This is a genomic window from Xanthobacter cornucopiae (assembly GCF_043195065.2).
Taxonomy (GTDB): Bacteria; Pseudomonadota; Alphaproteobacteria; order Rhizobiales; family Xanthobacteraceae; genus Xanthobacter.
Genome location: NZ_CM195531.1, coordinates 2,427,716 through 2,448,755 on the forward strand (window position 1 = coordinate 2,427,716; position 21,040 = coordinate 2,448,755).

The 21,040-nt window shown below is 70.5% G+C and carries 15 protein-coding genes; 5 read left to right on the forward strand and 10 right to left on the reverse strand.

Annotation, left to right across the window (positions count from 1 at the left end; translation table 11 throughout):
* Positions 1-44: 44 nt before the first annotated feature.
* The 6 genes from V5F53_RS10745 to V5F53_RS10770 are packed head-to-tail and all read right to left on the reverse strand — an operon-like array spanning position 45 to position 7,439.
* Positions 45-1,340, reverse strand: a complete 1,296-nt coding sequence (locus V5F53_RS10745) for an LLM class flavin-dependent oxidoreductase (RefSeq protein WP_393996428.1) — start codon at positions 1,338-1,340, stop codon at positions 45-47.
* A gap of 18 nt (positions 1,341-1,358) precedes the next feature.
* Positions 1,359-2,261: an LLM class oxidoreductase gene (locus V5F53_RS10750; protein ID WP_393996429.1), complete on the reverse strand. Its 903-nt coding sequence runs from the start codon at positions 2,259-2,261 to the stop codon at positions 1,359-1,361.
* Positions 2,258-3,895, reverse strand: coding sequence for a dipeptide ABC transporter ATP-binding protein (locus tag V5F53_RS10755; protein ID WP_393996430.1), 1,638 nt, complete (start codon positions 3,893-3,895; stop codon positions 2,258-2,260). The genes V5F53_RS10750 and V5F53_RS10755 overlap by 4 nt, the downstream gene beginning before the upstream one ends.
* 9 nt (positions 3,896-3,904) lie before the next feature.
* Positions 3,905-4,777: an ABC transporter permease gene (locus V5F53_RS10760; protein WP_393996431.1), complete on the reverse strand. Its 873-nt coding sequence runs from the start codon at positions 4,775-4,777 to the stop codon at positions 3,905-3,907.
* Complete coding sequence (locus V5F53_RS10765; protein ID WP_393996432.1) at positions 4,777-5,847, reverse strand: ABC transporter permease; 1,071 nt, start codon at positions 5,845-5,847, stop codon at positions 4,777-4,779. The genes V5F53_RS10760 and V5F53_RS10765 overlap by 1 nt, the downstream gene beginning before the upstream one ends.
* Before the next feature lie 14 nt (positions 5,848-5,861).
* Complete coding sequence (locus V5F53_RS10770) at positions 5,862-7,439, reverse strand: ABC transporter substrate-binding protein (RefSeq protein ID WP_393996433.1); 1,578 nt, start codon at positions 7,437-7,439, stop codon at positions 5,862-5,864.
* 345 nt (positions 7,440-7,784) lie between these two features.
* On the opposite strand from V5F53_RS10770, the gene V5F53_RS10775 reads away from it, so the two are divergent.
* The 4 genes from V5F53_RS10775 (at position 7,785) to V5F53_RS10790 (ending at position 14,964) form a co-directional block, all read left to right on the forward strand.
* Positions 7,785-9,092, forward strand: coding sequence for an HdeD family acid-resistance protein (locus V5F53_RS10775; protein WP_393996434.1), 1,308 nt, complete (start codon positions 7,785-7,787; stop codon positions 9,090-9,092).
* Between the two features lie 167 nt (positions 9,093-9,259).
* Positions 9,260-11,119 (forward strand): amidohydrolase, encoded by a 1,860-nt coding sequence (locus V5F53_RS10780; RefSeq protein WP_393996435.1) that lies wholly within the window; start codon positions 9,260-9,262, stop codon positions 11,117-11,119.
* Positions 11,120-11,313: 194 nt separating this feature from the next.
* Positions 11,314-13,116 (forward strand): sulfatase family protein, encoded by a 1,803-nt coding sequence (locus V5F53_RS10785; RefSeq protein WP_393996436.1) that lies wholly within the window; start codon positions 11,314-11,316, stop codon positions 13,114-13,116.
* A 522-nt stretch (positions 13,117-13,638) separates the two neighbouring features.
* A complete protein-coding gene (locus V5F53_RS10790) occupies positions 13,639-14,964 on the forward strand; it encodes a protoglobin domain-containing protein (RefSeq protein WP_393996437.1) in 1,326 nt (441 codons plus the stop codon).
* Between the two features lie 74 nt (positions 14,965-15,038).
* Here V5F53_RS10790 and V5F53_RS10795 read toward each other — a convergent pair whose 3' ends face one another.
* The 4 genes from V5F53_RS10795 to V5F53_RS10810 are packed head-to-tail and all read right to left on the reverse strand — an operon-like array spanning position 15,039 to position 19,004.
* Positions 15,039-15,779, reverse strand: coding sequence for a 4'-phosphopantetheinyl transferase family protein (locus tag V5F53_RS10795; protein WP_393996438.1), 741 nt, complete (start codon positions 15,777-15,779; stop codon positions 15,039-15,041).
* Positions 15,776-16,513: a thioesterase II family protein gene (locus V5F53_RS10800; protein WP_393996439.1), complete on the reverse strand. Its 738-nt coding sequence runs from the start codon at positions 16,511-16,513 to the stop codon at positions 15,776-15,778. Before V5F53_RS10800 ends, V5F53_RS10795 begins: the two co-directional genes overlap by 4 nt.
* Before the next feature lie 5 nt (positions 16,514-16,518).
* On the reverse strand, positions 16,519-17,925 hold the full coding sequence (locus V5F53_RS10805; protein WP_393996440.1) for a lysine N(6)-hydroxylase/L-ornithine N(5)-oxygenase family protein: 1,407 nt from the start codon (positions 17,923-17,925) through the stop codon (positions 16,519-16,521).
* A 56-nt stretch (positions 17,926-17,981) separates the two neighbouring features.
* A complete protein-coding gene (locus V5F53_RS10810; protein WP_393996441.1) occupies positions 17,982-19,004 on the reverse strand; it encodes a GNAT family N-acetyltransferase in 1,023 nt (340 codons plus the stop codon).
* A 293-nt stretch (positions 19,005-19,297) separates the two neighbouring features.
* Here V5F53_RS10810 and V5F53_RS10815 point away from each other — a divergent pair, with 293 nt between their 5' ends.
* The gene (locus tag V5F53_RS10815; RefSeq protein WP_393996442.1) at positions 19,298-20,980 is read left to right on the forward strand and encodes a cyclic peptide export ABC transporter; all 1,683 of its coding nucleotides are present in this window, start codon (positions 19,298-19,300) and stop codon (positions 20,978-20,980) included.
* Positions 20,981-21,040 lie beyond the last annotated feature (60 nt).

The following is a 21,040-nucleotide window of genomic DNA, read 5'->3' on the forward strand; positions in this document are numbered from 1 at the left end:
TGCCGGGCGCGTGCCGGGCCTGAAGCCCAGCCATGTCCCCCCTCTCAGGCGACTGCGTCCCGCGCCGGCCGGCCTTCGCCCGGCGGGGCGGCGCTCTCATAACGTCCCCTTCCGAACAGCGAGACGCCGCCGTCGTCCGGATGCCGGAACAGGCCGCGCCGCGTCAGGAGGGGCAGCACATGGTCGATGAAGCGCTCCAGCCCGGAGGGAAACACGTCCGGGATGATGTTGAAGCCATCGCAGGCGCCGGCGCGATACCAGTCCTCGATCAGATCGGCCACGTCCTGCGGCGTGCCGAACACGATCTGGTGCCCGAAGGCGCCAAAATGCTGCAGCAGCTGGCGCAGGCTCAGGTCACCCTCGGCGGCGAAGGCGTACACGGACTTGCGAAAGCCCATCGAACCGCCGGACGTCGGCGCGGTGACGTCGAAGCGATCGAAATAGGCCACGGCCCGGGTGTCGAGGTCTTCGGCGCCAATGCTCAGGTCCAGGAGCTTGTTGAGGTGACGCAGCAGGAAATCCGGCGCGCCCAGATGCTGAAACGCCTCGAAATTGCGGCGGGCCTCCTCCCGGGTGGAGCCCAGGCACGCGGTCAATCCCGGCAGATAGCGCGGCGGCGGCCGCCCGCATGCCGCCGCAGCGTCCCGCACCGCCTTGCGGTTGGCGATCGCCGCCTCCTTCTGCATTTCCGCGGCGAACACCGCGTGCGCGAACCGGCCGGCCAGCCCGGCGCCCTCCGCCGAGCCGCCGGCCTGCAGCAGAAACGGCTCGGCCGGCACATCCAGCGGCGGGCCGTCCGCAATGTCGTACCGGAAGAACCGACCTTTGAAGCAAAAGCCCTCACCCCGGCGGCGTGCCGTCCAATAGTCGCGAAACACCTGCACGAACTCAAAGGCCCGGGCATAGCGCACGGCCCGGTCCGGATGCCCGGCGTGGCCGAACAGGCGGGCGGCGATGGGGCTGGTGGTGGTGACCATGTTCACGCCGAAACGGCCCCCCGACACCGCGTCGAGCAACAACGCCTGTTCGGCCAGGTCGACCGGATCGTTGAAGGTGCTGGACATGGTGGCGATCAGGCCGAGGCGGCTGGTGCTGCCGGCCAGCGCCGCCTGGATCGTGCACGGCTCCAGGAAGCGGGTCGGGCGGATCTGCGGCTCCTCGTTCAGCGACGGGCTGTCGGCCAGGAACAGGGCCTGGAAGCCGCCGCGCTCCAGCAGGCCGGCGATCTCCCGCCAGTACGCGGGATCGAGGTTCGCCCGCGCGCCCAGCCGGGACGATCGCCACGCCGCCGGGTTCGCGCCGAAATCCCAGACATTGACGTTGAAAACAGGGTGCGGCACGGGCTCGCTCCGGAAGACTTAGACGGGGTCCAGCGCCGCCACCGAGGGGCGCACGCCGAGCAGGTCCCAGATGGACGCATCCGCCTCCGCCGGCTCATCGTCCGGCCGCGCCAGCTCGGCGTCGCGTTTGAGGGCCCGCACCTGCTCCGCGTGGCGGATGCCCGTCACGAAATAGAGGACGGGCTGGTCCACCAGGGGACCGATGACGGCGTTTGAGGGCGCCTCGATCGGAAACAGCGCCACATCCGCGGCGTCCGCCGCCGGGCTGCGCACCGGCTCCCGCCCCACCCGCAGGTGGCCGCGCAGCTCGGTATCGGTGTCGAACGTCAGGAACGGAATGGCGCCGTGCGGCGCGGAGGGGATGTTGAGCACGCCCTCGACAGCGAAGTTCCCCCGATGCCGGATCGTGCCGATGGCACCCTCCACATGGAACCAGCCGCGCGCGCGGTCGCCGATCAGGCTCTCGTACGGCCAGCTGCGGCTGAGCGCGGTCACCAGGGCGGCGAATTCCCGCCGGATCGATCCCGCCCCGGCGTTCGCGGGCGTGTCCGCCAGCCAGGGATTGTGCGCCCGCAGCGCCGCCTCGTCCGCCGGGCGAAGGCCCCAGCCGGCCCTGTGCCCGCTGAGATGGCTGAGGGACACCAGCGCGCGCGCCACGTTGACCGGGTGCTTGCGGGCGATGTCCACCTCGGCGATCAGGCCAGTGCGAGGCAGCCGGGCGGTCAGCGCCGACGCCCGCAGCAGCGGCTCGCGCGCGACGTCCGAGGCCGGCAGATGCACGGCGGCGAAAGCACGGCTGTCGTCCAGCAGGCGCAGCAGGTCGGCGGCGGCGCGGTCCGGCGTCAGGAGCGCGTCCTGAAGCCCGGGCTCCAGCGAGACGACGTAACGCGGATGGGCCGGAGGGTGGAGGTGAAACGTCATAGCTGTGGCAAGGCCGAGACCAGGTCCTGCGTGTAACGATGCCGGGGCGCGTGGAACACGTCATCGGCGGCGCCCGCCTCGACCACCGCGCCGTCCTTCATCACCAGCACGCGATCGGCGATGTGGTGGATGACGCCCAGGTCGTGGGAGATGAAAATGATGCTCAGGCCATAAAGGGCCTTCAGGTCACCCAGCAGATCGAGAATCTGCGCCTGGATGCTCACATCCAGCGCCGACACCGCCTCGTCCAGGATCAGGATTTCCGGCTCCACCGCCAGCGCCCGGGCGATGGCGACGCGCTGGCGCTGGCCGCCGGACAGGTTGAGCGGCAGCATCTTCAGGTGGCTGCGGTCGAGGCCCACCGTCTCCAGCAGCGCCACCACGTCGGCGGGGCCGATCCGGCGCCCGCCGGCATGCAGCCGCAGGGCGTCGTCGAGGATACGGGCGACGCTCCAGCGCGGGTCGAAGGAGCTGTAGGGGTCCTGATAGACCACCGAGATCTTGCCGCGCACCTGCCGTCGCGTCCGCGCATCGGCGCGCGGCCACTCGACGCCACGGTAGAGCACGGCACCGGCATCGTAGGGGTCCAGCGCCAGCAGCAGCCGCGCCACCGTGCTCTTGCCGGAGCCGGACGCCCCGACGATGCCCAGCACCTCGCCCTTGACGAGGTCGAAGGACACGTCGTTCACAGCCGTGTGCCGCTGCCCGTCCGGCCCGCGAAAGGTCTTGCGCAGGTTGCGCGCCCGCAGGATGACCTCGCCGGCGGTGCCGTCGGACGCGGACGCCGCCGGACGCGGGCGGATCGGCGGCGGCGGCGAGGCGCTCAGACGCCGGCCACGGGTGGCGCCGGTGGGAACCGCCCGCAGGAGCGCCTGGGTGTAGGCATGCCGGGGGTCGCGCAGCACCTGGTCGCGGCTGCCCTCCTCCACCACCACGCCCGACTTCATGACCAGGATGCGGTCGGCCAGCCGGGCCACCACCGACAGGTCATGGCTGATCAGGATCAGGCTGGTGCCGCCGGCGATGAGCTGCTCCAGCACGCCCATCACCTGGGCCTGAACCACCACGTCCAGCGCCGTGGTGGGCTCGTCGGCGATGATGACGGGCGGGCGCACGGCCAACGCCGTCGCGATCAGGGCGCGCTGGCGCAGGCCGCCGGACAACTCGCCCGGATACTGGTCCTTGCGGATCTCCGGGTGGGGCACGCCCACCTCGGCCAGCAGATCGAGAATACGACCCTGGACCTGCGCCCGCGACAGGCGGGTGTGGGTACGCAGCGGCTCGGCGATTTCGTTGCGGATCGGCTGCAGCGGGTCCAGCGACACCAGCGCGTCCTGCAGCACATAGCCCACCTGGGCGCCTCGCAGGGCGCGGAGCGCCTGTCGGCTGGCCGTGAGAAGGTCCTGCGCGCCGAAGCGCAGCACATCGGCATCCACCACCGCGGCATCGCCCGCCAGACCGATCAGCGCGCGGGTCGCCACCGTCTTGCCAGAGCCGGATTCGCCGACGATGGCGACGGTCTCCCCCCGGCGCAGGGTGAGGTTGAAGCCCTTGACCACGGGCTTGTAGCCACGCGGCGTGTGGAAGCCGACAGCGAGATTCTCCGCCTGAAGCAGCACGTCGGGCCCGGTCATCGCCATTGCTCAGGCCCCTTCCGCACGGGTCTGGATGTGGCTGAAGACGGTCGAGAAGCTCAACGCCACCAGCACCACGGCCGTTCCCGGCACCACCAGCAGCCACGGCGCCTCCAGCATCTGCCCCTTGCCGGCGGCCAGCAGCGCGCCCCATTCCGAAGACGGCGGCTTCACCCCCAGCCCGAGAAACGACAGGCTGGATGACCACACGATGGCCTTGCCGACCCCAAGCCCGGTAATGGGCACCAGCGGGCGCACCGCATTGGGGATGATGTGCCGGAACAGGATGGCGGGCCGCGTGTGTCCCAGCGCCAGCGCCGCTTCCACATAGGCGCTGCCGCGCACCAGGAAGGTCTGCCCGCGGATCAGCCGCGCGTATCCCGGCGCCGAGCCGATCCCCACGGCGATGGCGACGTTCAGCGGGCTCTGGCCGAGAATGGTCACGAACAGCAGCGCCACCAGCAAAGTGGGAAAGCCCAGCAGCACCTCGATGAAGCGATCCACCGCATGGCGCGCGAGCGGCGGCGCCAGCGCCCCCAGGAAGCCCAGCGGCAGCGCCAGCACGATGGCCACCAGGATGGCGCACAGACCGATCAGGAAGGATTCCCGCGCCCCGTAGACCACCCGCGCATACAGATCGCGGCCGATCTCGTCCGACCCCAGCCAGTGCTCGGCGCTGAAGGAGACCAGCACGTTGGACAGGTCCGTGTCCAGCGGCGCATGCACCACCAGCGTCTGCGGCGCGATCGACGCCCAGATGGTCAGGCCGATCACCAGCGCCGACAGCCAGACCAGGACCGGCGCGCGGCGCGCCTCGCCCCACGCCACGCCCGCCCAGCCGCGCAGCCGGCTTCCCCCGGCACTCAGCTCCATGAAGGACATCAGGCCTTCCCCTTGTGCTGGAGCCGGATGCGGGGATCGACCACGGTATAGAGCCAGTCCGTCACGAAGGTGAGCAGCACATAGACCATGCTCACCATGAGGATGATGCCGGAGATCAGTTCGAACTCCTTCAGCTCCACCGCCGACACCAGCAGCGCGCCGATGCCGGGGCGGGAAAACACGCTCTCCACGATCACCGCGCCCGAAACCAGCGTGCCGATGGCCCAGCCGGTGAGAGTGATGCCGGGGATCAGGGCGAGACGCAGGGCGTGCACCACGCGCACCCGCAATTCGGCGGTGCCGCGCGCCCGGGACGAGAGCACATGCGGCTGGGCCAGCGCGCGCTCATATTCGGCGCGGATCGCCTGGCCGAGGAAGCCGGCCAGCGGCAGCGCCAGGGTCAGCGCCGGCAGCCACAGCCCCTGCAGCGACGCGCCGCCGAGCACCGGGAACCAGTCCAGATGCACCGCGAACAGCAGCAGCAGCATCAGGCCGAGCCAGTAATAGGGCATGCCGGCCACCAGCGCCTCGGCGGCAGCGCCGATGCGGGAGATCCACGCGCGCCGCCCGGCGGTGGCCAGCGTCCAGGCCAGGGTGATCACCCATGCCAGGACGATGGCCGCCACCGCCAGCTCGGCGGTGGGCGCGATCTGCTCCAGGATCATGTCGGTCACCTTGCGGCGGCTCTGCAGGGCGATGCCGAGGTCGCCGCGCAGCACGCCGCCAAGGTAGCGCGCATACTGCTCCGCGATGGGGCGGTCGAAGCCGAACTCCCGGTTGATCGGGGCCAGCTCCTCCGGCGCGCGCGTGGCGCTGTAGCCTTCGTACACGTTGAGGTAGATGGTGGCCCGGTCGCCGGGCAACACCACCTGGGCGATGAACAGCAGCGTGATCGTCGCCCACAGGGTGAACAGGGCGAGCCCGGTCTTGCCGAGCACGGCGCGGCCGATGGCGAGGAGCCGGGCTCGGCTGCCGGCGCCATCCTGCTCCCGCCGCCAGGCATCGGCGGGCCGAGGCCCGGGAATGCCGGCGGCGGGTGTGTCCGCCTGATCGAGGGTGGTGTCCTGCACGCCGCGCGTCCGGATCAGTTTTTCTTCAGGTCGTAGAAGATCGGCCCGAAGATGTTGTGCGTGAGGCCGGTCAGATACGTCTGTCCCGCCAGGTTATAGGTGGAGGTGTAGAAGCCGAGCGCGAGCGCCTCGTCGCTGATCTGCTGCTGGATGGCCGCCAGCTTGTCGTGGCGGGCCTTCGGATCCTCCTCGCTGTGCGCGGCGAGGATCGCCTCCTGCAGCTTCCAGTCCCGCGAGCGCACGCGATTGTGGGGGTTGGGCGAACTGCCGGTGGTCAGGATCTGGTTGAGGTTCTGCCGGCCGAAGATGGTGCCGGTGGAGCCGTCCCCGGGACGATAGTTGATGGAGAGCACGGTGGGCGCATACCAGGTCCAGTAGCCGAGATAGACATGGTATTCGTCCGGCTTGGTGTAGCGGCCGGCGGCAAGGTCGGTGGGGGTGAGGGCGATCAGGTTGAGTTTGAAACCCACCTTCTTGACCTCCGCCTGCAGGGCCTGCAGGGCGGCATAGCCTTCCGGGCTGACGATGGTCGGGTAGACCGGGAACTCCACCTGAAGCACCTTGCCCTCGGCGTTGACGCGGTAGCCCTCGGCGTTGACGGTGGTGTAGCCCGCCTCTTCCAGCAGCTTCACCGCCTTCTGGGGATCGTAGGGATAGGCATTGTCGAGGTTGATGTATTCAGGCGTCGTCTGCGACAGGGCGCCGTTGCCCTCGTATTGGACCGAGCCGCGGAACAGGGTGTCCACGATCTTCTGGCGGTTGCTGGCATAGGCGAAGGCCTGCCGCACCCTCTTGTCGGTGAACGGGCCGAACTCGGTGTTGAGAGACAAAGACTGGGCGCGGCCGGGGGCGAAGCGCGTGGAGGTGAGGTATTTCTCCTTCGCCTCCTTCCACTTGACCGACGGGGGATCGTAGATCAGGTCCGCCTCGCCCTTCTCCAGGGCCAGCCAGCGCGCATTGGCGTCGGGCACGAACTTCCAGCGGATGGTCTTCAGCTGCGCCGGGCCGGGGCTGCCCGGAACCGGGCCCCATTTGTAGGCCTCGTTGCGCTCCAGCACGATCTCGTCGCCGCGCTTCCACGCCTTCAGCACGAACGGTCCGCTGCCGATGGGGTTCTCGCCGATCTCCTTGATGTCGCGCGCGAGCGACGGCGTGGAGTTCAGCCCGAATCCGCTGCTCGACAGCAGGTGCGCCAGCCAGGGCTGGGGAATGGTGGTGTGGATTTCCACCGTATTGTCGTCGATGACCTTCGCTTCCTTGAAGAAGGAATCCGGCACCGAGGTCGAGATCTTGAGCCAGAATTCGACATTCTTGGCCACGGTTTCCGCGTTCAGCTTCGAGCCGTCCGAGAACACCACGTCATCGCGCAGGTTGAAGGTCCAGACGGTGCCGTCCTGCTTCCAGCTCTTGGCCAGCCAGGGGCGAAGGTTGCCCTCGCCATCCAGGAACACCAGGCTGTCCTGAAGCTGGCGACGCGGATACTCGGCCTGCGTCCACCACTGGTAGAGGGTCTTGGGCTCGATGGAGTGGAGATAGATCAGCGTGTCTTTCTCATCCCGGGCGGCGGCCGCCTGCCCGGGCCCTGGCCCCATCACCGCCAATGCCAGCAGCGCGATCGCGCCGGCCCTCCAACGCCCCAAACGGCCCATGTCTCACCCCCGGAACAGGAATTCCGATCAATCGGCGGCGAAGATAGGTCGCTTGGCGTCTTATTGTCAATATAATGCACCGAATTAGTTTAATTTCATCCGCCCGGGCAGGCCATGCCCCGGCCTCGCCGGCCTCTCCCCGCAATCACGCCGGGGACGGTGAGCGGCGGCGGCGCCTTGGCAGCGGCGGAGGCACTCCGGTAAAGTGGTGTCCGGTGGGTCAGGCGCTACCCGCGAGCCAGCGGGCGCGCGGATAGCCCTGCGCCTCAGGATCGAGGGACAAGGCCGGTGTTTGAACTCCTGTTCTTGCTCGTGGGCGGGCCGACGCTGCGGCGGAAATGGTGGGTGGTGGCGGTCGTCGGCGCGATCTGGCTGGCGATCGGCATCCTGCTCATGGTCGATGCCCTGCTGGAGACGCTGCGGTTTCCAGCGCGTTACTTCGCCATTCCGCTGGCCATCATGGCGGCGGTATCCTTCGGGGCGGCGTTCGCCAGCGCATCCGCGACTCATCGGGCCCTGCGCTTCATCAAGGCGGGAATGTGCGTCGTCATGGTGCTGCTCATTGTCGACGCGCCCTGGCACAGCGACATCCTGGTGGGCCTGCTGGTGGGCAGCGTGCTGATCATCGACGCCACCTGGCGCGCCGGCAGCGCCTATGTGGTGCGCTTTCCCCGCTGGCGGACCTCCATGGCGCTCGCCGGCCTGGAATTCCTGCTCGGCCTGTGGTCCTTCGTGCCCTGGCCCACCCATTGGCGCGGCGAAGTGGGCACGGACGTGGCGCAGCTCATCATCGTCGCCGCGCTCGGCGTCTGCGCCATGGCGCTGCGCATCCGGCGCCTGCCGCACGGCGCCTCGCTCGCCGCCATCCTGGCCCAGACCCGCCCGGATCGCGACGGGACGGCCGCCCAGCCCCTCCCGCCCGGGGCCGTGGACGGTGACTATCGCGACACGCTCACGGTGCATGTCTGGACGCCCACCGGCGGCCTCGCGCCCATCAACCACGGCGTCCAGCGCTATGTGGTGGCGCAGGACCCGAGCGGCGTCGCCTCCACCGGCCATGCGGCGCTGGAAATGCCGCCCGACCTCTACATCAGTCACTACCCGGCGGTGGAGATCGACCGCTCGCCGGAGCAGTTCGCCCGCGTGCTGCGCGCCACATTGGAAAACGACGTGCCCGGCACGTTCAAGCCCAACTATGCGGCCGAGAGCGCGGAATGGTGTCCCTCCACCATGCAGGTGCACCTCACGGGCGTCAACGGCACCACGCTCCGGCGCTTCTGGAACGCCTACCGGCAGGATTCCACCTACAACCTGACCTATCGCAACTGCTCCAGCGCCGTGGCCATGGCCCTGGATGCCGGCCTCGAAGGCCGGTTCGCGCGGGAGGCCGCGTCCCTGTTGTTCCTGCTGCGCCTGCTCAGCCTGCCCGAGCTGTGGATCGCCGGCCTGATGCGGCGGCGCGCCGCCTGGATGGCCTGGACACCCGGAATGGTACTCGATTACTCTCGGGCCCTGTCGGGCATTCTCGCCATCGGAGGCGGACGGCATGCGATCGCGGACGCCCCGCGCGCGCCGGGCCGGCCCACGGCCGACTGAGGCCGGCGCCACCGGGCGGGGGGATCGAAGCCGCCGGCGTCGCTCCCCTGTGTGTCGCTGTCCGCGGGGCCTGCCCCCAGGTGCGATTATTTGCGAGTAATGAAGGCGAACCGCGTCCATCCGCCCCTTCGTGCGGCGGAGCCGGCGCCCAGCGATGGAGAGAGCGGATGTGTATCGCGTGTCAGTGGGCTCCCCATTTCGCGGCGTTCGGCATCCGCCGGGAAGAGGGCGATGCCAGGAGCGGCAGCGGGCCGAGCCGCCGGGCGGTGCTGCGCGCCAGCGCCGGCCTGACGGCCGCCGCCGCGGCCGCCCCGCTGTTCAGCGCCACGGCCGCATTCGGGCTGGAAGCCGAAAAGGATGCCAAGCGCGCCGCCGCCGGCGCTCCGGCCGACTTCATCTTCCGCAACGGGGCCATCTATACCGTCGCCGGCCCGGCGCCCTGGGCGAAGGCGGTGGCCGTCACCGGCAAGACCATCGTCCATGTGGGCGACGAGGCTGGCGCCCTGGCGCTGGCGGGGCCGGCCACGCGCATCGTCGACCTCAAGGGCCGCCTGCTGATGCCGGGGTTCGTCGAGGGCCACACCCATCCCTTCCTCGGCGCGTTCCTGACCTCCGGCCTCGACCTCCAGCTGCCGACCCGCGAGGACGCCCTGGCGGCCATCGCGCGTTATGCGAAGGAGAACCCCACCGGCCCGGTGCGCGGCTTCGGCTGGCGGGTGGACATGTTCCCGCCCGAGGGGCCGAACCGGGCCGAGCTCGACCGCATCGTGCCCGACCGTCCGGCCTTCTTCTTCGCCATCGACGCCCACAGCCTGTGGGCCAACAGCAAGGCGCTGGAGATGGCCGGCGTCGCCCGCGACACGCCGGACCCCATTCCGCGCTTCAGCTATTACGCCCGCGACCAGAAGGGCGACCCCACCGGCTATGTGCTGGAGACGAACGCGGTGCTCTCTCTGGTCAACGCCATCGAGCCCATCTCCACCGCAGCCCTGGGCAAGCTCATGGAAGGCTGGCTGCCCAAGGCCGCCGCCGCCGGCATCACCTCGGTGTTCGACGCGGGCGTGCCGCCCGTGGGCGACGACCAGGGCGCCATGATCGCCCTCTATGCGGATGCGGAGAAACGTGACGTGCTGCCGTTCCGCGTCGTCGCCTCCTATGCCGTGAAATCGCTGCCCATCGACACCGCCGTGGCGGGGCTGATCGACGTCCGCCGGCGGGTGTCGAGCGAGCTGGTGCAGGTCAATGTGGTGAAGATCGTGGGCGACGGCTCCCAGGGCGGCTACACCGCCTGGCTGCTGGAGCCCTATGCCGACAAGCCCGATTCCACCGGCGGCTCCCCCTTCACGGTGGAGGAATGGCACCAGCTCATCGGCCAGGTGGACGCCGCCGGCTTCGACGTGCACGTGCACGCCTGCGGCGAGCGCACCGCGCGGGTGGCCCTTGATGCCATCGAGCAGGCCATCGCGGCCAACCCGCCGCGCGACCGGCGCCACGCCATCGCCCATCTCGTCTATGTGGCGGACAGCGACAACCCGCGCTTCGGCAAGCTCGGCGTCACCGCCCAGTTCTCCGCCAACTGGTCGTCCGCCGATCCCGACACCCTGCAGAACATGCTGGAACGCTATGGGCCCGAACGCGCGAGCCGCATGTATCGCACCCAGACCGTGCTCAAGTCCGGCGGGCGGGTGTCTTTCGGCACCGACTGGCCGGCGGCCGGCTACTTCTCCACCTACCGGCCGCTGGATTCCATCGAGGTTGGCGTGACCCGCCAGCTGGTGGGCCGGCCCGACGCGCCGGTGTTGAAGCCGGAAGACGAGCGCCTGACGGTGGCCCAGGCCATCCATGCCAACACGCTGGGCGCGGCCTACCAGATCCGGATGGACGACAAGGTGGGATCGCTGGAGGTCGGCAAGCTCGCCGACATGATCATTCTCGACCGGAACATCCTCGACGGCGATCCCCACGACATCCACAAGGCGGCGGTGATGATGACCATGATGAACGGCAAGATTCGCCACGAAGCCTGATCCGCCGACCAACGAGCCCTCCCCCGCGCGCCCGGCCGGCGCGCGGGCGTTTCCAGGCCCGCGTTTTCCAGGCCCGCGTTTTCCAGGGCCGCGGCTTGCGGGCCCGCGTTTCCAGCTCCCCCCGTTTCCGGGACCGGATCTTAATCCCTTAGCGCGCCAGACGACCGGCGCCACCGTCGCGGAGGTCACATCCCATGGCTGACACAGAACAGCGCGGCGGCCTCTCCCGCCGCGACCTGCTGGGAACGGGCACGGCGACCCTGCTCGGCGCCAATCTGCTTCCCGGCCGCGCGACCGCCCAAACCGCGACCACACAGGCCGCGACCGCGCCGCCCCTCCAGGCGCCGGCCGCCCCGCCCGCCGGCTACAACATTCTTTTCATCCTGGTCGATCAGGAGCACTTCTTTCCCAAGTGGCCGTTTCCCGTGCCCGCGCGGGAACTGCTGAAGGCCCGGGGCATCACCTTCGCCAACCACCAGTCGGCGTCCTGCGTGTGCTCGCCGGCCCGGTCCGTCATCTACACCGGTGCGCACATCCAGCATTCCGGGGTGTTCGACAACCTCAATTATCTCTGGCAGCCGGACATGTCGACGTCCATCAAGACGATCGGCCACCGGATGCAGGAGCTGGGCTATCACGCCGCCTACCAGGGCAAATGGCACCTCAGCGCCAATCTCGACCAGACCAAGGACGCCATCGAGGCGCCCATGGCGGACTATCGCAAGATCATCGAAAGCTACGGGTTCGACGATTTCTTCGGCCTCGGCGATCTCATCGACAGCGGCCTCGGCGGCTATTCGTTCGACGGCTTCACGGCCGACCGGGCGGCGAGCTGGATGCGGCGCGAGGGCGAGGCGCTGCGGGCGAAAGGCCAGCCATGGTTCCTGGCGGTCAATTTCGTCAATCCTCACGATGTGATGTACATCAATTCCGATCTTCCCGGCCAGGTGGTCCAGGGCAAGGACCCGGCCATTCCCATTTTCCCGACTCCCGACGACCAGCTCTACCAGGCGCGCTGGGACGACCTGCCGCTGCCGGCCAGCCGCAGCCAGAAGCTGGACGCGCCCGGGCGGCCGAAGGCCCACGCGATCTACCAATCGATCCAGGACATGATGGTGGGGCCGTGGCCCGACGAGGACCGCCGCTGGCATGTCCTGCGGAACTACTACTACAATTGCATCCGCGACTGCGACCGGCAGATCCTGCATGTCCTGAAGGCGCTCGAGGCCAACAACATGCATGAGAACACCATCGTGGTGTTCAATGCGGACCACGGCGAGCTCGGCGGCCACCATCAGATGCGCGGCAAGGGCAACTGCGCCTACAAGGAGCAGAACCACGTTCCGCTCATCATCCACCACCCGGCCTATCCGGGCGGCGTGACCTGCCCGGCCATCACGTCGCAGCTCGATCTCGCGCCCACGCTGATCGCCCTCACCGGCGCCCCGGAGTCCGCGCGGGCGAAGGCCGCCAGCGGCCTGAAGGGACGCGACTTCTCGGGGCTGCTCAAGGCCGGCGCGAACGCGAAGGTCGATGCCGTCAGGCCGGCCGCGCTGTTCAACTACAACATGCTGTCCTATCAGGACGTGACATGGGCCGAGCATTTCGCCCATTTCATGTTCTCCGGCAAGGTCACCAACGCCGACAAGATCCAGACCTTCCTGAAGAACGACCCGGACTTCGCCGAGCGCGTCGGCATCCGCAGCATTTTCGACGGGCGCTACCGCTTCTCCCGCTATTTCGGGCAGACCGCCTTCAACACGCCGACGACCCTGGACGCGCTGTTCGCCAGGAACGACGTGGAGCTCTACGACCTTCAGGAGGACCCGGACGAGATGCACAATCTCGCCACGGACCCGAAGACCAACCGCGCCCTCCTGGCGTCCCTCAACGCGCTCACGAACACCCTCGTCGCCGGCGAGGTGGGCATCGACGACGGCGCTTTCCTGCCGATCCGCGACGGGAAGTGGCATTTCCCGCCGAAGAGCGAGCGTTAGGACCGGCCCGGCGAACACGTGACACGGCCCCGCCCGGCACGCGCGGCGGCCATGACGCGGGCCGGAAGCCGCGCGGGGAGGACCTCCACGCGCGGCGGCCCAGCTCACGCAAGCGTACGAAGGTGAGCGGCTCCTGTTCGCGGATGTACGGCTGGCGTATCGCCGCTGGCGGGTGCCCACCGGCCGGCCGGGGCCCGACTGCGCGCCCTCGGTCCGCCATCGCCTGCCCCAGCCCCTTGTCCCGGCTGCATCTTTCACCCGCGCCCCGGCGAGGGCCACGCGGCGGCGCAGGCGAGGGCCGCCCGCCGCTGCTGGGGCGCCCGCCCGGACAGGTCCGGTTGTTGCTTAGGGCGGTGTTCTCACGGGGCCGCCGGAGTCGGACACCTCGAACGCGCCGTGTGCGGACACCGCGATCTCGCCCCGCGCCGGGGAAACCGGGAGACGCGCGCCCCACACGGCGAGCCCGGGTACACGGCCGCAGGCGGCGACGACGTTCCTGACCGGGCCGGGATGCCACGACGCATGGACAGACTGAGCTTCAACCTGCTTGACGACGACACGCTCCGCCTGCTGCGGTCGTCGAAGACGACCATCATGGACATTCTGGACAGCGTGCTCGACGCCTTCTACGCGCATCTGGCGCGCACGCCCGAGACACGGCGCCTGTTCGGCCATGGTGAGGCCATGGCCCGCGCCAAGACGCTACAGCTGAAGCACTGGAGCGTCATCCTCGACGGACGCTTCGACAATGAATACGAAGCCTCCGTCATGCGCATCGGCGAGATGCACCACAAGCTGGGGCTGGAGCCGCGCTGGTACATCGGCGGCTACAGCTTCCTCATTTCCCACGCGGTGACGGCCATCGGCGCGGCGCGCGGCGCCTTCACCGATCGGCGGGCCGGCGATCGCACGATCCGGCTGCAGGCGGCGGTCATCCGCGCCGCCATGCTCGACATGGAGCTGGCCCTCGATGTCTACCTGCAGGCGGGCCGGCGCGACCGGCGCGCCACCCTCGACCGCCTGGCAGTGTCGTTCGAGACCTCGGTGGGCGCGGTGGTGTCGGTGGTCTCCTCGTCCGTGGCGGAACTGCATGCCACCGCCCAGGGCATGACCGCGTTCGCGCAGCAGACCACGCAGCAGGCGCAGGCGGTGGCGGACGCGTCGGGACGCGCCTCCGGCAATGTGGCCACGGCGGCCGCCGCCGCCGAGACGTTGTCCGCGTCGGTGCAGGACATCGGGCACCAGGTGACGCGCTCCGCCGGTGTCGCCGCCGACGCCGTCGCGGATGCCGGAACAGCCAGCCTCAAGGTCCGCACCCTGGCCAAGGCGGTGGACCAGATCGGCGGTATCGTCGGCCTGATCAGCCGCATCGCCGGCAAGACCAACCTGCTGGCGCTCAACGCCACCATCGAGGCCGCCCATGCGGGAGCGGCGGGGCGGGGGTTTTCAGTGGTCGCCGACGAAGTCAAGCAGCTGGCGGCGCAGACCAGCAAGGCCACCGCCGAGATCCGGGCGCAGATCGAGGCGGTTCAGCATGACACCCGGGACGCCCTTATGACCATTGAGGGCATCGTCGGCACCATCGGCGCCATCGGCTCGGTCACCGGCGCCATCGCCGCCACGGTCCAGCAGCAGGAAACGGCGACGGCGGATATCGCGCGCAATGTCGGCGACGCCTCCCAGGGGACGATGCAGGTGGCGCGCGGCATGTCCGAGGTGGCCGGGGCGGTGGTGCAATCCAATGCGGCCGCCGGCCGGCTGCTGGCCTCGGCGACGCGCCTGATGCAGCAGATCGAAACCCTCAAGGGCGACATGACGACGTTCGCCGACCATGTGCGCGCCGGATGACCGCGCCGGGTGAACACGCCGGGGTGAACACGCCGCCGCCCCGCCCGCCACCGCGCCCCCAATCCTGTCCTGCGTCACGCCCGGTCCGCCGGGCGCGCATCGCTCCAGACCAGCAGCCGGGGGGGCACCGGGGCGGCGACCGCAAAACCGAGACAATGCGCCACGCCAAGCGCCGCCGACCCCGCCATATAGTCCCGGCCGCCACGCATCAGGCCGCCGCAGGTTCCCGGCGCAGGGGCCGGCACGGTGCGCGGGTCGCCGGCCAGCCCTTCTCCCGTCGCCTTCAGGACCGCCTCCTTCACACACCAAAGGGCCAAAGCGGCCCGCGCGCGGACTTCCGGCTCCAGAGCGCGCCAGCGGGCGCGGGCGTCCTCTGCCAGAACAGCCGGGGCCAGTTCGTCCCACACGCCGACGGCGCGCGCGCCATCCACATCCACCCCGATCCGCGCCCCGCCCGTCAGCCCCACCGCCACCCAGCCCGCCCCGTGGCTGAGGTTGAAATCGAGCATCGCAGCGCCCGCCACCCGCGGCCGGCCGTTAGCGTCGCGGACCATCTCCAGCGTCGCCGCCGGGCGTCCGGTGAGGTGCCCGATCATCCGCCGCGCCAGGCCCCAGGCAGCGAGCCGCGCGGCGCGGTCCTCGGCATGCAGGTGGCGCATGATGCGCGCGCGCTCGCAGGCCGGCAGCCATCGCCCGGGCGCCAGCACCGCGTTCACCCACGCCGCCGGCGCCGCCACCACCGCCCCGCCATCGGAGGAGACCGAAGCGGCGACGAACGCATCGAGGCGACGTGTGGCGTCGAGCGGGTCGATCACGCCGGGCCCCCGGCGGCGGCGGCGGCCACCGCCTCTGCGTGGCGCTGGATCAGCTCCGCATAGCGTCGTGGAGCGTGGTGGGCGAAAAAGTGACCCCCGGCCCAGCGCTCCACCCGCACCGGCCCGCGCAGCGCCTCGCCCCAGGCGGCAAGGCTCTCCGGCGGGGTCGCGGGATCGTCGACGCCGCCGACCACCACCGCCGGTAGCGGCAAGGCCGGCCCCGGCACCCACCGATAGGTCTCCACCAGCTTGAAATCGGCGCGCAGCACCGGCAGCATCAGCTCAAGAAGATCCGGCTCCGCCAGCACCGCGGCGGGCGTGCCGCCGAGGCGGCGCAGCTCCGCCACCAGTTCCGCGTCGCTGCGCAGATGGCGCGGACGGCCGGCGCCGACCGCCGGCCAATGGGGAGCGGCCCGCCCGGACAGGACAAGGCCGGCCACCGCGACGCCCCGGTCGAGCAGCGCCCGGGCGGTTTCATAGGCGATGAGCGCGCCCATGGAATGCCCCTGGAGCAACACCGGCTCCGCCCCCGACACGGCATGGATGCTGGCCGCCAGTTCCTCGGCGAGGGAACGGAGACTGGCCGCGAACGGCACCCCGAAGCGCCGGCCGCGCCCCGGCAGCTCCAGGTCGATCACCCGCTCCGCCCAGTCGCGCGGCAGCAGGGCGCGCCACGGCAGGGCGCCGGCCGCCCCGCCGGCATGGGGAAGCAGCACCAGGCGCGGCGGCGGCATCGGCCTCACATCCGCGCCGCCTGGCGCAGTACCCGGGCCTCGCCCCTCACCTCCGCCGCCGCGCACGCGGCGATGAGCGCGTCGGCGATCTCCTGGCCACGGCCAGCCAACACCGACAGCAGCGTATCGGACAGTCCGTGGCTGCCCTCGTTGGTGCCCTGGATGAACACCGCCGGATGGAACTCGGGAACGCTCGCCAGCCGGTAGTCGCGCCCCACCGCGCCGATGGTGACATAAGGCTCGATGCCGCTCAGCAGCGCCCGGCCGCCATCGCGCCCATAGCCGGTGGCCAGCACCACCGCGTCATAGGTCTCGCGGCCGGCGACGCCGTCCGGGCCGATGGAGAGGTCCAGCACGATCGCCCCCGCGTCGGCGGCGCCCGCCGCCTCGTCCCGGCTCACCCGGGCCTGGGTCACCGTGGTCAGGCGGCGCACCTGGTGGCGCTCATCGCCGGTCACCCGCTGCTGATACAGAATGGCGTAGATGCGATCGATCAGGTCGGCATCCACCACGGAATAATTGGTGCTCTTGAAGTCGGCGATCAGCGCCCGGCGGCGCGGCTCGCTCTGGCGGAAGATGAAATCAGTGAATTCAGGGTGGAAGATCTCGTTGACGAAGGGCGTGTCGTCGGACGGGCGCAGCGCATGCCCGCGCACGATCATGTCCACCCGCCCATGGGGGAAGCGGCTGGTGAGATCCAGGAAAATCTCTGCCGCGCTCTGCGCCGCGCCCACCACCGCGATGCGTGGTGCCGGATGCCGCTCCAGGCCGAGGCCGTCGATCCGGGCGAGATAAGCGGACGAATGGAACACCCGTGCCGCCTCCCGCAGGGGCGCGAACAGCTCCGGCACGCGCGGGGCGCCGCCGGTGGCGAGCGCCAGGTTGCGCGCCCGCCGCACCCGGGTGCGCCCCTCGGGCCCGCGCGAAACCACCCGCACCGTGTCCACCGCGCCGCCGCTCACCTCCGGCTCCAGCGCCACCACCTCCTCGCCATAGCTGACGCACGACGCGAACCGCTCCGCCGCCCAGCCGAGATAATCGTTGAACTCCACCCGGCTCGGAAAGAACGTCTTCTGGTTGATGAAGTCCATCAGCCGCCCCTTCTCGTGCAGGTACGCCAGGAAGGTGAAGGGGCTGGAGGGGTCGCGCGGCAGCGCCAGGTCCTTGAGGAAGGAGATCTGCATGTCGCTGCCCGGCAGCAGCATGCCGCCGTGCCACACGAAGCGCGGCTGCTTCTCCACGAAATGGGTGGACAGGCCGGTGTCGCCCAGGCCGCGCAAGGCGATGGCGATGGCGAGGTTGGAGGGCCCGAAGCCGACGCCGATGAGATCGTGGACCTCTGCGTCCGTCTCCGACCGCGGGCCGGCGGCGCGCGCGGGGGCATGCGAATGGCGGCTCTCATTGAAGCTCATGGTGCAAGTCCTGCAGGGGCGAGACGAGAATGGGGAACCAATAACCGGGGCGTGGGTCACACCGTGCCGGGCGGGGGCGCGGCCCGCGGCGGAGCGCCGTCGGGCACCCACAGGCGATCGCCAAAAAAGCGCTCGCGCGTCAGCATCACCAGCGCCGCCCGCTTGTGCGGAAAATCGAAGCTCGACACGCGCGCGAAGCCCGAGCGGTCCAGGTTGCGCAGCTGCTGGTGGTGGTCGGCCCGTGGCTCGCCGACGACGCGGGTGGTGCGCGGATCGTCCAGGAAGATGTAGTGCATCAGGCTCGGCAGCCAGGTGGCCACATAGGCCCGGCCGCGAAACCCGTCCTCCCCCACCAGCACATGCCAGCCGCGATCATGGTCGCCAGCCTCGTAGAAGGGCGCGATGCGGTTCTCCTTGGCCCAGTAGACCTCGAAATAGGCGAAGGGCACCCCGTCCACCGCGCCGATCAGGGGCAGGATGTGCGGATCGGTGGCCAGGGCTTCGAGATAGGCGCGGTGGCGCCCGAGATCGCCGGCCTCGTCCCAGATGGCGGCCACGCGCGGGTCATTCATCCAGCGATTGAAGCGCTGCAGGTCGGCGGCGATGTCCACGCCGCGCAGCTCGAACCGCGCGTCCAGCCAGGGAATGTGCCGGGCATAGACCACGCCCTCGGGCTTGCGCGGCCGCACCGGATGGCGCCGCCCCCCGGTCAGCGCGAAGCGCTGGGGAAACGGCGCGCGCGCCTGCGGGAGCCACAGGTCCGGCCGCTGCCACAGCGCCTCGGGAAACACATGGTGCCCGGAGCCGGCGGCGGCGGCGAGACCTTCCGCGACCAGCCAGCCGCCCAGCGCTGCCCCCGCCTCTCCCGCCGCGTTCAGGCCATCGAGCCGCAGCGGCGTCGGCGCCGGGCGGGTCGCCGTCACCGCCTCCAGCGCCCGCAGCAGCAGCCGGCGCCCCATGGCGGGGTCGGCCGCGCGCAGCTCGGCGAGCGCCACCCCCTCCCCCTCGGCGAAGATGGCCAGCCGTGACCCGGCGCCGTCCTCGGCCACGCCGCCGCCGGCGCGCGGGGTGAAGGCCACGTCCCCCGTCCCAGGCCATCCGGAGGGCGCCACCGGGGGCGCCGTCGTCACGGCAGCTCGCATCGCGGACATATCCCTGGCCGGCATGACGTCCACTCCCTCGCGTCCCGATCCCGTGTTCGGTGACTAAGACGAAGTGGCCCGGCGCCGATTTAGCCGTGTGGCCGTGCTTTCCGCCGTCGGCCGAGAAAAGGCCTCCGCCCCCCTAAATTTCCCGGCGCGGCCGTCGTCTCAAGCATCGAGCCCCGGCCTGTCCGGGCCGCCTCGACGACCCGCAAGGAGCAGCACACACCATGGAGCGCCCCGCCTCCGCGCGCCGCCCCGCCGATGCCGACGCGCCATCGGCGCGCGAGCGCGCTCTTCACGCCCTGGTGTTCGCCCAGAACCCGGCGGCTTTCGCCGCCGCCACGGCCACCAGCCTCGTCAGCGGCGCCACGGCGGTGGCGCTGGTCGTTCTCATCAATCTCGCACTGGTGTCGGAGGGTGAAGTCCTCCTGCGGCTCGGCCTCGCCTTCGCCGGCGTCGCGACAGCGATGGTGGTGCTGCAGACCGCCTCCGGCATCCTGTTCGGCCGGCTCGGCCAGGATGTGCTGGCGCGGCTGCGCGCCCGCATCTGCGACACCGTGGAGGCGGCGCCGCTGCGGGCGGTGGAGCAGGTCGGCGCGGCCCGCATCCAGGCCCTGCTCACCGACGACGTCTTCACCATCGCCACGATGGTGGTGCGCCTGCCGGTCCTGCTGACCAACACGGTGGCCATCTCCGGCTGCCTCGGCTATCTCGCCTGGCTCTCCCCGGCCCTGTTCCTCGGCGCCCTGGGCCTGATGGCGGTGGGCGTCGGCGGCTATATGCTGGCAAGCGGCCGCGCGCGGCACCACCTGGAACATGCCGGCGGGCGGCAGGACGCGCTGTTCGCCCACCTTTCGGCCCTGGTGCTGGGCACCAAGGAACTGAAGCTGAATCGCGAGAAGGCAGCCGACTTCCGCGCCCGCCACCTCGGCGCCACCATCGAAAGCGTGCGGCGCGCCCGCACCCACGGCATGACCCTGCTGGCCCTGGGCTCGGCCTGGGGCAGCCTCATCATCTTCGGCTTCATCGGGCTGGTGCTGTTCGTGTTCAGCGGCGGCGGCGCGGTGGCGACCGGCTACGCGGTGGTGCTGCTCTATCTGGTGGGGCCGCTCGCCGCCGTGCTGGAGGACCTGCCCCGCCTCGCCCTCGCCCGCGTCGCCGGCCGCCGGCTGGCCGAGACCGAGGCCGCGCTCGCCGCCGGCACCGACGCGCCCGCCCCGCCCCTGCCCTTCGCCAGCCTGGCCCTGGCAGGCGTGACCCACGCCTATTGGGACGAGCGCACATCGGAGATGTTCCGCCTCGGCCCGGTGGACCTCGCCTTCCGGCCCGGCGAGATCGTGTTCCTGGTGGGCGGCAACGGCTCCGGCAAGACCACCCTGGCCAAGCTGGTCACCGGCCTCTACGCGCCGGAAGGCGGCCAGGTGCTGCTGAACGGCAAGCCGGTGGAGGACTCCGCCCGCGGCGCCCAGCGCCGGCTGTTCTCCGCCGTGTTCGGCGACTTCCACCTGTTCGAGAGCCTGGTCGGCCTCGCCGGCGCGCCGGATCTGGACGCCCGCGCCAATCGGCTGGTCTCCCGCCTCGCCCTCGCCCACAAGGTGAGCGTCGCGGACGGGCGTTTCTCGACCCGCGATCTCTCCACCGGCCAGCGCAAGCGCCTCGCTTTGGTGGCGGCTGTGCTGGAGGACCGCCCGTTCCTGGTGTTCGACGAATGGGCGGCGGATCAGGACCCCGCTTTCAAGACAGTGTTCTACCGCGAACTGCTGCCGGAGCTGAAGGCGCTGGGCAAGAGCGTGCTCGTGATCTCCCATGACGACCGCTATTTCGACTGCGGCGACCGCATCGTGCACATGGAAAACGGCCGCATCACCGCCGACCTGCCGGCCGGAGCGGACCGGCGCGGCGTCGCCTGAGACCCGCCGCTTGCGCGCCGCGCGTCCTAAATTTCGCGCCACCGCATTCGTCTTGGTGAA

What these genes read in the sequence shown, in the direction of transcription:
- V5F53_RS10750 (WP_393996429.1), bottom strand. Translation starts at nt 2,261, where the DNA reads ATGACGTTTCACCTCCACCCTCCGGCCCATCCGCGTTACGTCGTCTCG.
- V5F53_RS10755 (WP_393996430.1), bottom strand. Translation starts at nt 3,895, where the DNA reads ATGACCGGGCCCGACGTGCTGCTTCAGGCGGAGAATCTCGCTGTCGGC.
- V5F53_RS10760 (WP_393996431.1), bottom strand. Translation starts at nt 4,777, where the DNA reads ATGTCCTTCATGGAGCTGAGTGCCGGGGGAAGCCGGCTGCGCGGCTGG.
- V5F53_RS10770 (WP_393996433.1), bottom strand. Translation starts at nt 7,439, where the DNA reads ATGGGGCCAGGGCCCGGGCAGGCGGCCGCCGCCCGGGATGAGAAAGAC.
- V5F53_RS10780 (WP_393996435.1), top strand. Translation starts at nt 9,260, where the DNA reads ATGTGTATCGCGTGTCAGTGGGCTCCCCATTTCGCGGCGTTCGGCATC.
- V5F53_RS10785 (WP_393996436.1), top strand. Translation starts at nt 11,314, where the DNA reads ATGGCTGACACAGAACAGCGCGGCGGCCTCTCCCGCCGCGACCTGCTG.
- V5F53_RS10790 (WP_393996437.1), top strand. Translation starts at nt 13,639, where the DNA reads ATGGACAGACTGAGCTTCAACCTGCTTGACGACGACACGCTCCGCCTG.
- V5F53_RS10800 (WP_393996439.1), bottom strand. Translation starts at nt 16,513, where the DNA reads ATGCCGCCGCCGCGCCTGGTGCTGCTTCCCCATGCCGGCGGGGCGGCC.
- V5F53_RS10805 (WP_393996440.1), bottom strand. Translation starts at nt 17,925, where the DNA reads ATGAGCTTCAATGAGAGCCGCCATTCGCATGCCCCCGCGCGCGCCGCC.
- V5F53_RS10815 (WP_393996442.1), top strand. Translation starts at nt 19,298, where the DNA reads ATGGAGCGCCCCGCCTCCGCGCGCCGCCCCGCCGATGCCGACGCGCCA.